We start from the raw sequence: 13,256 nt of genomic DNA on the forward strand, positions 1-13,256 counted from the left end.
AAATTATTGTGGTTTACCCAAAAGTTTAAACATATTTTTTTTGTAAATTTCAACACCTGGTTGGTTGAATGGGTTAATGCCAAGTAAATATCCAGAATATGCCACTGCTAATTCAAAAAAATATACTGCATAACCAAATTGTAAATCATTCATACTTTCAAATTCTAAAATGATATTTGGGATGTTTGCGGAATCTGCATGTGCTTGTAAAACGCCTTTTAATGCAACATGGTTGATTTCATTAATAGTTTTATCTGTCAAATAATTTAAATTATCTAAATTGTCTACAGTTTTTGGTATCAATAAATCTAATGTTGGTTTTTTAATATCTATAATTGTTTCAAACAAAATATTTTTTGTTCCTTCTTGAACAAATTGTCCAAGAGAATGTAAATCTGTAGAAAAAATCATTGAAAATGGTAATAATCCTTTATTTTCTTTACCCTCTGATTCGCCAAATAATTGCTTTCATCATTCACACATTAATTGCATTTGCATTTCATAAGAAACTAATGCTTCAACTTTAAAATTATATTTAGTATGTAATAAGTATCTTGCAACTGCATATTTAATTGCCTCATTATTTAATGAGATATCTGCTAATTTTTTTTGTGCTTTTATAGCTCCCAGCAAAACTTGATCTGTATTTACACCAGAAATTGCTAATGGCAATAAACCAACTGGTGTCAAAACAGAAAATCTTCCACCTATATTATCTGGTATAACAAAAGATTTATAACCTTTTGATTTTGCCAATGTGAATAAAGCTCCTTTTGATTTATCTGTAATTGCAATAATCAATTCTTTTGCATTTTCTTGCCCAATTTGATTAATTAACAGTTCTTCAAAAATTCTAAATGAAATTGAAGGTTCAACTGTAGTTCCTGATTTTGAAATATTAATAATTGAAAATTTTTTATCTTTAACATAATCTTTTATTTGCGCTAAATAAGTTGCTGACATCGTATTACCGATATATATCATTTCTACATTATTTTTATTATGCAAACCATTTATCATATTATCTGCAGCTCTTGCCCCCAAATAAGAACCTCCAATTCCTATAACTAAACATACTTCTACTTGTTTTTTAATTTGCTCTGCTTTTAATTTTAATTCCGTATATTCTTTATCATTTAAATAATTTTCAGCTCAATCTAATCAACCTAAAAAATCCGAACCTAAGCCAGTTTTTTTGTAAATCATTTCCCCGATTTGTTTTATTTCCTTATCACTAATATAAGTTGCTAAATTATTTAATTTAGCATAATCCAATAATACTTTAATCATAAAAAAACACCCCTATTTATAAATAATTAATATAAATTTATATTATTAATCATTTCAAATAGAATTATAACCAATTTAATTCAAAAATACTACGAATAAATCTATTTATAGACAATAAAAAAACCGTTAAGTTGTTAAAGCTTAACGGAATTCAAGAATAGTTTAAGTAAAAATTTTATAGTTAATTTTTTTTAACTTTGTCAACTGTTGATTTTTTCAAATTTTTAAAACCTGTACCAGTTTCTGGCAGTGCATTTGTTGATGCTTCATTTTTTCCATCATGAATTTTTTTGTATGAAAGATTCAATTGATTTTTTTCTGGTAAAAATGATATAACTTCACATTCTACAACATCGCCAACTTTAAAATAGTCTTCAATATTGCTAACATACAATGAAGAAATTTCTGAAATATGAATTAATCCTCTTACTAACGGGTCGCTGTCAACTACTTCACAAAAAGCTCCATATGTAACAGTACTCGTAATTTTAACTTTAACTTTATCACCTTGTTTATACATGTTAGTGTCTCCAATTCTGGTTATGTACAAAAACATTATATAATTAATTTTACAAAAAGTACAGTTTTAATACAAATTTAGTTATTTTTTAACAAATTTTGTATAAATATTAACAAAATTTTGTATTTATTTGCACTTTTTATCAATTTGAGGCCAAATCAAAAATAATTTTACCTATTGATACTCAAATTAACACAATTAATATTCATTTTATATAAATTTCTTTTGTAATATATTTTTTTGCATACATACATGCTATTGTTCCCGCAATAACTCCCATAATCATAGGTAGAGATAAATGTAAATTTAATTCTTTATTGTCAAACATATTGTATTGAAAAATTAACGAAACTGCTGATGTGATACCAATTATGATATGTGAAATCGGAGCTGCCTCTTTCATTGATAATAAACAAATTAATAAAAGCATTGGCATTAATATCGGTCCACCACCCATACCTGTAACAGACGTAACTATTCCACCAACTATTGTTATTAAAATTATCCAAAATAAATTAACTTTTGTATCTGCATTTATTTTTAACATAAATCAACTATTTTTTTTTTGTTCAATTAAATTTGATGCATTTACATTATCTGTTTGTGTTTGATCTATATTTTCGCTTTTTTTCAATTGCAAGGGTTTGATAACGTATTCAGCAATAATTAATAATACAGTCACTAAAAATAATAATACTGCAATAATTAATTTTGCTATATTTTGATCAAACAAAGTTGCTAGTCAATTACCAAATAATATTGATGGCACAGAAAATATCAAAATAACCAACATTAACCATCAATTGATTCTTTTTTTAATTATTTCTATTAATACATTTATAAACGCTGAAATAAAAACTAACAAAGTAGATACAAATTTTAATTCTTCAAATGATTTTTCTGGAAAAATCATCAATAAAAGAGGAATAAATAATACTCCTCCTCCAACTCCAGCTATAGATCCAAAAAATGATATTAATATAGATGCAAATATTAAAATAGGAATTATTGCTGCTAATCCCATTTTTCTGCATCTCCCTTTTTATTATTTTTAAAGAAATTTTTAAAAATAATTCACACAATTGTTCCAGATAAAGCACCGACTGCACCTATTATCATTAAAATTATACCTACTAATTGAGGTTTTACTACAAAAAATAATGCTGCTCCAATTGTAAATATCAATAAAGACACTAAAAGTAAGGCCAAAATTGTAAATTTTTGAGCCTTACTTAAGTCAGATCACATTATTTTAAAGTTTCTCCAAGATTATCATTATTTTTTAATAATAAATCTTTTGCTTGATTTACATCAATATTTTTTTCAAGCATTACAATTGCTAGTTTACAATTATAATCTGCTTTTTTTAGCGCATCTATTATTTTTTGTTCATCTGTTGTTGTTACTAATTCACTTACAATGTTTACGCATCTTGATATTAATTTTTCGTTTGAAGCTCTAACATCAATCATTAAATTATCATAAACTTTACCCATTTTTATCATAATCGTTGTTGAAATCATATTTAAAACCATTTTTGTTGCAGTACCAGCTTTCATTCTAGTTGAACCTGTAACTATTTCTGGTCCAGAAATAACATTTAATGTAATATCTGCATATTTTTCAAATTCTGCATTATTTGTCATACATAAAGCAAGTGGCAATGCACCAATTACTTTTGCATATTCTAAAGCTCCAATACAATATGGTGTTCTTCCTGATGCACCAATAACTAAAACTACATCATTTTGATTCAAATTAATAGTTTTCAAATCTACTATTGCAAATTCTTTTTTATCTTCTGCACCTTCAATTGGCAGTCTAAGAGCTTGGTCCCCACCAGCTATTAAACCAATAATTTTATCTTTTACACCATATGTTGGTAGCATTTCACTTGCATCTAAAACACCCATTCTGCCTGAAGAACCAGCGCCAAGATAAATTAAGCGACCGTTTTGATTTAAAATTTTTGGAACTATCAATTCTATGGCTTTTGAAATTTTTGGTATCTCTTTTTTTATTGCAGTAGCAAGTGTTGCGTCATCATTGTTGATAATTGTTAATATTTCTTCAACAGTTTTTTGTTCTAAATGTCTTGAATTTGAATTTCTTTGTTCTGTTAAAATATTTGCTAATTTAATTCTTTCCATATTTTAATTACTCAATTCTATAAGCTTTTAATTCATGTTTTTGTTCTTTTGATAAAGAATAATATTTTGCTATTCAGAAAATATATAAACCTATGACAGTTATAAAACATAATGTATAACCTATTTTTTGTCCAATTGAACAATAATTTTCTTCTTTATAAATTCTTACAGTTTCTTTTGAACCATTCAAAGCAATTTTTGAATAGGCAAATCAACAAAGTAAAGCGCCTACAACATAAGTTATCAATACAGCAGACAAGTAAGTTAAAACTCCAGCTACAACATTGCCGTCAATAGTTGTCATCATAATAGCTGCTGTCAATCCTCCAGGACCTGTTGGTGAATTCATCCCTAAACCAATATGTCCTCAAGCATTCATCGCTCCAATATAGAATCCACCAATTGCACCTGCAAAACATGCAGCTACAAATGGTTTAATTCTCGGTAGAGAAATTCCATACACTAATGGTTCACCAATTCCTAAAAAGCCAGGAATTATTGCACCAGAAATTTGTTTTCTAAGAATAGAACCTTTACCTGCTAAAATTCACAGCATAATTGACACACCAACTTGTGCAACTCCACCCATACACATAATTGGAAACAGTCCGTTCACTCCTGTTTGATCAATTAATGCATAATAAACTGGTAAGAAACCTTGATGCACACCGAATACTAATGCTATCAAGAATATTCCAGCTAGTAATGCTGCTCCAAATGGATTTTGATACACGTGAACAAATAATCAAGTCACTCCAGTAAATATATATCCTGCAATTGGAATGATTAAAAGTAAATTTAAAAAGATCATTATAAATATAACGATAATTGGTGTAATAATAGTATCTATTGCACCTGGCATAAATCTTCTAAATAATTTTTCTATTTGAATTGTTATTACAGCAGATATAATTCCCCCAATTAAACCTGCATGTGGTGCTCCGAGTTTCGCAACTCCAGCATTATCTAAATTGACAAATCCCACCGTTAATCAATTTGTTTTAATATTTTTTATATGTATACCTAATAGACTAAATGTTCCATCATCTAATGGAATAAAAATACCTATTATTATTGATCCAAAAAAAGAACAATAAATTGCTGCCATCAAAGCAGATATCCCTGGGTTACCCCCAAATTCTTTTCCTAATCCTCAACCAACAGCTATTACAAATACATTTGATAATACTGTAAGCATGATTGTAAGTATGTTGTTTCATGATTGTAATGTTTCATGTCCTAAAAAATTATTATCAACTGTTGAAGCCATAATACCTGCTATTCCAGATAATAAACCTGCACCAATAAAGGCTGGTATTAAAGGCATAAATACTTTTGATATTTTAGTTAATACAGACTGAAATTTATTTTTTCCTCGTACTTTTGATTTTTCATCTTTCGCAATATCTGCTAAAGATTTTGTCCCAAGTTTCATTTTTTTTTCATCAAATTCTGTTTTTTCTGCTGAAACAATTTTTGAAAATTCTAAAGCCACCTTATTAACAAAACCAGGTCCAAGAACAATTTGAAATTCATCATCTACGCTAACTAAACCCAATACACCAGGAATTTTTTTCAATTCAGCTGTATCAAAATTTGGTTTAGCTTTTATTCTAAGCCTAGTCATACAATTGGTATACGAAATAATATTTTGTTCACCAATTACATCTCTAATAGCAATCGCTACGTCATGTTGTTTTGACATTTCTATCCTCCTACATTGTTATTATCTAAATCTTAGGAAATATTTTCAATAAAATATGAAAATATGAAAATATTTTCATAAATAGATTTTATTTCTATTTGATTAAACATATAAATTTTCCAAAAATTTATTATTATATTTTTCAGGATCTTTTGAATAGATATAAATTGCTAATTTCAAAACAATATAAAACATGCTCATTCTTGATTTTAATGAATTAATTCTCACTAAATTTTCTGAAGAATCTACTATAAATTTGATATCAGCCATATTTGAAAGTTTATTTTCTGTATTTCTTGTTAAAGCAATAATGGTCATATTTTTTTCTTTTGCTTTTTTAGCAAATTTGATAATTTCTGGTGATTCTCCAGAGTATGAAATTGCAAATAAAATAGAATTATCCTCAACATTATTTAATTTTATTCACAACGTATGAATATCCGTTTTGAAATTTGTTTTAAAGCCCATTCTTTCAAGTCTGGTTTCTAATTCCATTCCAACGGAATTATTTCCGCCAAGTGATATTATAATAATTTCTTTTGATTTTATTAGACAATTATAAACCGTTTTATATACTTCATCTGGATTTAAAATTGCTGTATCTTTAATTGGTTGCAGCATTATCTCATTTTCTAATGATTCCCTAATTTTTAACTGATTATCATGAACATTATCTTCATTTAATAGAATTGTTTTAAATTCACTAAAACCACTAAAACCATTTTTTTTAAAAAATCTTGTAATTGATGATACAGACATATAAGAGTATTCAGAAATTCTTTTTATATCAAGAGATTTATTATCATTAAAAAAACCATAAATTACTTCCAATAATTTATTATCGCTTTTATTTGCCATTAAAAATGTTAAGGCTGATTTTTTCATCAATTATTCCTTCTTTTTTGAAAATTCTATTTCATATTTTAACAAATGATTGAAAAATATCAAAATAAATAAAAATCACATTTATCTTATAGAATGTGATTTTTATTTATTGAAGTAAAATTTCTTCTTGAATTGGTATTTTTGCTGTAAATTTATACACCAAAATATAAGTTATAAAGAAAATTGACATACCTATTATTACAATTAATAGCGGTATAAATCAACTAAAACTTATTGGTAACATAATATTTAGATTTCATAATATTTTTTCAACAATAAATAATAATATAGATGGAATAATAGCACCAATAAATATCGAAATACCAACATTGGGCAATAATAATCTTAAAATAATTTGATTAATTTCTCTGTCTGAGTAGCCAATAACTCTCATTAATGAAATCATTTTTCTATATTGCAAAATAAACAAATTAGAAATCATCGATATTGAAACAACAGAAGCCAAAATAATAATAATTAAAAATATTAAACAAATAATTAATGAAATATAAAATATTTCATTAAACAAATTTTTTTGTGCACCAAGTAAGTAATAATTAGCAGATTGATTTATAACATTATTATTAAAATTAGACAAATTATAACTACCGTTTGTTGAACTTAACCCTATTCTTCCAAATACATCTGGGTCATCTGTATCTTGAGAAAATTTTCCATTAAATCACGATTTATTTATTTCATTTTCTTTATATGAATAATTCATAATTGAATTTGCATTTTCTTGATTCATAAGAATTAAATTTTCATCGTAAATATCTACAATTTGTTTTACAGTATAATCAACGTTTTTGATTAAATTTTCTATTTTAAATAAGCCATGATTAAAAGCTGAATCGTATCAAGAATTTGGTGTGCCTCCATATGAAAAAATATCATAAATACTTTCAATACCAGAACCTATTTGATATCATCAATCAAATGGACTTATTTCATAGTATTTTAAACCATCATTTAAAAAACTATATGTTTTAGGTGCTTCAACTACATTATTATCACTAAATAAATTTCGATCTCCATTGTTAAAATTTGCAAATTTGTTTGGATCTACATCCTCATTGCTATTGTTATCACCTGGTAATAATAATCTAACATTTTGTATTAAATTATATTTTTTATATTCACCAGTACTTGTTTTATATCAACCATCCAATTGACCATAATTTTGATCTATATTGCCGTATGTTAAATGTGCTAAATCAACTTCATCAAGTGGTACTAATTTATAATCATCACTATCTGTTTTTTCTTTATAAAATCATCACTCAGATTTTATAGGCCTTGTAATATCACTTTGATTTTCATTTGTGCCCTTAGTAACATATCTCATTTCTTTATTTGCAATTTCTGCATTAAAATTATCATTCAAAGAAAGATTTAATAATTTAGCTAATTTTTGAGTTATTGCAACATTAACAATATTTGTGTTAGTTGATGATAATTTTTTTGTATCAACCTTTATCATTTTAGAATCATTTTTTATACCAAAAGTATCTATTTGAGTTGAATGACCAATATTTGACTTAAATTTAGTGAATAATTCATCTGTTTTTTGATTATAACTTGTTCTATTGAAATCAAAAGAGAATTGAGTTTGAGTATTTACATCTGTTCATGATTTTATCATTGATGCTGGTAATTGCGATCTTACTGTGTCAACCACGCATTGCCTTCAATCTGTTGCTAATATTTCAACATTAAATGTTGATGGTAATACTTGACACGAAAAATTTGTTACAAGTGCTGTTAAATCAGAATGATCTTCTCCTGATGAATCCGTAAATGTGTTGACAATATTTTGAAACATTCCTATATTAAAAGATTTATTATAAATTGATAAGAAATTAAAACCAAATAAATTTGCAATTGCTGTATTATATGTTGTATTTCCATAAAGTTCTTTATCAACTACTTCATTCAAATTTACATCTGCAGTATTTTTAATTTCGGCAATTGAATTATCATTGGTATGAATTGAATAATACTGCGGAAGTAACGATTCACCTTGATGAGGATAGCCTTCGTTTAAGTCATTATTGTTATTTATTAATCCATTTGATTCATAAATATTATATTTTGAAAATGGTAGATTATAAATTGGTTCTTGATAGTTTATTCTACTTGAATAATTACTTGAGCTTCAATAATCATTTTTAATTTTGTTAACACTTGATGGAATCAATACAATTAAGGTACCAATTAAAGCAGCAATGGTTAAAGAAATATTCAAACCTATTATTTTACTTGCAGACATTAAAAATAATTTTAAAGTTAATCTACTTGTAAATTTTTTAATATTAACTTTATCTGCAAATTTGGCAATACGAGTTTCTTTATCTTTTTCAATACTATAAATTAAATTAAGTACTGAAATTTTCAATTTAAAAAGTACCATAAAGAATGATTCTGCAAATAAGAAAATTATTATAGAAATAATTAAGAATAACGTTTGCCACGGCAGAAAAATTATATCTGCAGGTATGCTAAAAAACGTTGAAACAAAATAAATTAAAATTTTTTGCAAGCCAAGCATTAATGGGTATGCAAAAATTGCAGCAATTAAAGTTGGTGCCAAAACATACAAACTATAACAAAGTGACATAGTGGTGTTCCTATAACCCATTGCCTTTAAAATACCAATTCTTTGTGCATCTTTTTTTATTTCATAACTCAATAATATTCATAACGAAACAAAAACTAATACAAAAAATATTATAAACATAGTTAAAAAAATTAAAGAAAATAAATTTGAAACTTCATTTAATGAATTTCTAACTAACAAAATATGAGAATTATTGTATTCATTTATAGAAAAATTATTTCTTCAGGCATTAATTGGTTGATTTATTTGCAAAAAATCTGTTGCGGTACTTTCTTTAAAATTATTTAAATCCGATTGCATTTCATTTTTATTTTGAGGTAAATAATTTAATAATACTCTTGAATTTTCCTTAACATCATTGTCTGCAATAATTGTTTTATTTGAAAATAAAGTATATGTCGCATATATGATTAGTTCATTTTTACTACTTGTTAAATAATCAGAGTCATATATTAATGGATAAACATCATTAACATCAGTACCAATTGCGTTTATATTTCAACTAACTTGTGTTGTCGTTGTTTGAAAGTTTATATTATCATTTACACTTAAATGATTTTTATATGCATAGGATGATCCAATTACAATACTATTTTGATCGTATTCTGAATATGTTGAACTCTTTTTATAAAAAATTAAGTTGGCAGAATTATTTTCAAAATTATTTTCGTCTAATGTATTAATCTTAGTTTTATCTACAAACTTTGCTTTTTCATTATTATGTGAATCAAAAAAAATTATTTCATTTCTATATGTCATATTAAAATTATTAACATAAGCAATAATTTCATAATATGTAGAAAATAAAGTTAAATTAATTGCATATTCTGAAGACAATCAACTAGAACTATATAACGAATCTATACTATAACTTATACCTGCTGTAGGTGAAATATCACTCATATTAATGCCAGTTAAAATTTCATAATGGTTGCCCAAAAGATAACCTATATCATAAGTTGCTGTGCCAGAATCAGTTAATGTTTCAATTAAAGCTAATTGCCCAAAATTACCTTTTAAACCATTTTCATACAAGTCATTATAATCTACTATTTTTTCATCATTATTGATTGTAACTTTTACTAACGGTAAATTATAATCAACATTTCCAGAAATATTTGTTGCATCAATTTGATTTGAATAATTTGAATCATTATTTGTAGATAAATTTATGATTTTATTTTTTAAATCATCACCAGATAATCCCTTATCTCGCCAATAATGAGTTAACTCATTAAAATAATTATCTATATATTTTTCAAAAGATAATTGAGAAAGTAAAGTTAAATAATAACTTAAATAATTGCTTGCTTTTGTATCTCCAATATCTGCTAGAGTTTTTAATTTTTCTAGTGTCGTATTTTTAACATAAGCTGAATTTCAATTAATATTTGAATAAATTCCGTATATTGAATTAAATTTAAAAGTATTATTTATTATTTCAAAATCGCTTTTATCTAGTGTATAAAAAACGTCATCTTCTAAATCACCCATAGAAATAGTTGACAAATGATAACTATTATTTTCATCAAGTTTAATTGATTGAGTTTTGCTATCGAACAAAAATCACGGAGTAATTGATTTTTTATTTTTACTGTTATCAGATGTTCTTGCAGAATAATCAAATTGATAATCATAATTTATTTGTTGATTGACAAGTCGACTATTTGAATTATCAATATTTTTGGTAATTGCAACTCCAGTTAGAGAAATTAAAAAGCTCAAAAAAATTAAGATTATAATTATTCATAATCTTAATTTTTCTTTAAAAATACCAATTAAATAATTTTTAGTCAAAACAGATAGTTTCATCAAAAAATACCATTTTTATAATTTAAAGTTTTTAAAACTACCGTCAATTAATGCTTTCGCATCTGAAATATCAGTTAAATAAAAGTCATTATTGAAAGCATTACCTTTATTTATTCATGTAATTTTATATGAATGTTCTACATTTGTTAATTGATTGAATAATCCTAAACCGTTATAATTATCTTTAAAAGTAGTATCTCCACTTAATAAGTTGGCGTTTAATTTTGTTCAGACATCATTTTGTGACATATTGTTTACATCGTCGCTTGCTCTGAATCTAGTAACAGTATCATCACCAAAGCCACTATATACAAGCTCATATGAAACACTTTTTATTTTTGTTGTACCATTTTCATATTCTATTTTTCAATTTTTAGGATATCAATTTTTACCCATAATGTCTCCATAGTATTGACCATATAATCAATCTTCTGGAATTGTTGAATAACTATTTACAAAAATTCCTTGATATTTTTCTAAAGCTAAAGCCTTAGAAAGTTTTCAAAAAAATCCGCCTTCAATCATATTATTTCCATCAAATCCAAAAGCCTTATAAACTTGATTTCGATAATCTTCATTTGCATCATCAAATCATAAATCATTTTTTGATTCTGCAGTTAATAAATCATTTACCATTGTGTGTTTGTATTGATCATCATTATATTTATCATTTAGTTCTGATTTGGTTGGGTTATCTGTTAATGCATCTGAATTTTCATAATTTAAATATCATCCTAAAAATTCATTACTCAAATCTAAAATTTCAGCTGATTTATCTTTATTTAATCCAACAGCAATAGCTAAATTAAATAAACCAGTTAAACTAGGAATAACAACATCATTATTTAAATCATTTCATTTATCTTTCATTAATGTTTTTGATAAATCATACATTGCATGTGTTGTCTGTAAAACTTGAACCACTTTTGGGTCAATTGCTCTAAAATAACCACCATTAGTATGTTCTTGACCAGCACCTAAATCAACAAATCCATTTTTTATATTTGGTTTATCATCCCTCAATAAAGCACCAATTTGATTAATTAGTTTACCATAAAGACCAGTTGACATTGAACTTGTAAAATATGTACCTTGCGGATCACTTGGCGATCCGACACCTTCCCCATTGAAATTTAATTGTTCTTGTGTTCTTTTGTTAATTAAATAATATTCATTATTTTCTGTTTTAGCATTTTCTATTTCTGATTTTGTTCCAACCAAATAATCCATAGCATCTTGACCCATTAGTTGTAAAAATTCTTCATAGTTATTACAAATATATTGTCATGCTCTTTCATATATTTGCGTTCCAAGTCCAACTTCATCACCCAGAACTGTTTTACCTTTTGTAAACATATTAGGTTTTACTCAAAAATTTTGTAAAGCACCTACTCCTTTTGAAGGATCGCTTGGATTAATCATTCCAGAAGTTTTTTGTACAGGGAATATATTAGACATAATACTTAAAATTAATTTAGTTTTTTGTAAATCAATAGTTCCTTCAATAATTGAACCAATTTGATAAGTATTTGATTTCATTACATTAATATATGAATTTAACTGCTCAGAAAATGTAAGATCATCTTTATTTAAGTCTGATTTTTTTTGCGTTTTTCTATTTAATTGTGGACCTCAAAAACTAGTTCCATCTAAAGATGTTGCTTTTGAAGTTAAACTATCTGGAACTGCTCAATTTAAGCTAGTATCGTCGTTTGCATCTTGTATTACAACTTTACCATTTTCGTTTTTTGATTCTTTAAAACCAATTTTAGAATCATCTATAAAATCTAAAACTGTTTTTGTATCGTCCAATTTATTTTCTTCAAATTTTGATTTGAATTCAGCTGTTCATGATGGCATATCACTTGCCATTTCTTGTTGCGACTCATGTTTTGATGCTTGTGAACTATTTAAAAATTGTTCTAAAACATTTGGACCATCAGTTGTTGATGATAACGAATCTGTAGTATTTAGATTCAAATTTTCAGCTCTTTGCAATAAAAGTGTTTTTGATACATCACTTGTTGCAATATATGCGTCTTGTTCTGGCTTGCTTAATGAATTAATAAATGATTGCTCGTCATCTACAGTGTTATTTTTACCACAAGTAACAACCATACTAGCTGAAGCAGAAACCAAAGAAACTGTTGCTAAAATGTTTAATAATCTTCTCATATTTTATTCCCCTATTTCAATTAATAATATTTTAAAAAATAAAAAAGTCAAGGTATGATTAAAATAATTTTTTGTTGAAACAATAAAAAAATCAAGCAT

The 13,256-nt window shown here is 25.8% G+C and carries 9 protein-coding genes; all 9 read right to left on the minus strand.

Features of this window, described 5'->3' with window-relative positions; genetic code table 4:
• Window positions 1-3: 3 nt before the first annotated feature.
• The gene (locus tag AACK85_RS03720) at window positions 4-1,290 is read right to left on the minus strand and encodes a glucose-6-phosphate isomerase (protein ID WP_338969421.1); all 1,287 of its coding nucleotides are present in this window, start codon (window positions 1,288-1,290) and stop codon (window positions 4-6) included.
• Between the two features lie 181 nt (window positions 1,291-1,471).
• Complete coding sequence (locus tag AACK85_RS03725) at window positions 1,472-1,810, minus strand: S1 RNA-binding domain-containing protein (protein ID WP_338969422.1); 339 nt, start codon at window positions 1,808-1,810, stop codon at window positions 1,472-1,474.
• 139 nt (window positions 1,811-1,949) lie between these two features.
• Window positions 1,950-2,834 (minus strand): sulfite exporter TauE/SafE family protein, encoded by an 885-nt coding sequence (locus AACK85_RS03730; RefSeq protein WP_338969423.1) that lies wholly within the window; start codon window positions 2,832-2,834, stop codon window positions 1,950-1,952.
• Window positions 2,825-3,058: a hypothetical protein gene (locus AACK85_RS03735; RefSeq protein WP_338969424.1), complete on the minus strand. Its 234-nt coding sequence runs from the start codon at window positions 3,056-3,058 to the stop codon at window positions 2,825-2,827. Before AACK85_RS03735 ends, AACK85_RS03730 begins: the two co-directional genes overlap by 10 nt.
• Window positions 3,058-3,960, minus strand: coding sequence for an N-acetylmuramic acid 6-phosphate etherase (gene murQ / locus AACK85_RS03740; RefSeq protein ID WP_338969425.1), 903 nt, complete (start codon window positions 3,958-3,960; stop codon window positions 3,058-3,060). The genes AACK85_RS03735 and murQ overlap by 1 nt, the downstream gene beginning before the upstream one ends.
• A 7-nt stretch (window positions 3,961-3,967) precedes the next feature.
• Window positions 3,968-5,665, minus strand: a complete 1,698-nt coding sequence (locus AACK85_RS03745; RefSeq protein WP_338969426.1) for a PTS transporter subunit EIIC — start codon at window positions 5,663-5,665, stop codon at window positions 3,968-3,970.
• 102 nt (window positions 5,666-5,767) lie between these two features.
• On the minus strand, window positions 5,768-6,550 hold the full coding sequence (locus tag AACK85_RS03750) for a MurR/RpiR family transcriptional regulator (protein ID WP_338969427.1): 783 nt from the start codon (window positions 6,548-6,550) through the stop codon (window positions 5,768-5,770).
• Window positions 6,551-6,656: 106 nt separating this feature from the next.
• On the minus strand, window positions 6,657-10,982 hold the full coding sequence (locus AACK85_RS03755) for an ABC transporter permease (RefSeq protein ID WP_338969428.1): 4,326 nt from the start codon (window positions 10,980-10,982) through the stop codon (window positions 6,657-6,659).
• 15 nt (window positions 10,983-10,997) lie between these two features.
• Window positions 10,998-13,157 carry a hypothetical protein gene (locus tag AACK85_RS03760; RefSeq protein WP_338969429.1) on the minus strand — a complete coding sequence of 720 codons (2,160 nt, stop codon included), beginning with the start codon at window positions 13,155-13,157 and terminating at the stop codon, window positions 10,998-11,000.
• Window positions 13,158-13,256 lie beyond the last annotated feature (99 nt).

It is taken from the genome of Spiroplasma endosymbiont of Labia minor, assembly GCF_964019845.1.
In the GTDB taxonomy this organism is placed as follows: Bacteria; Bacillota_I; Bacilli_A; order Mycoplasmatales; family Mycoplasmataceae.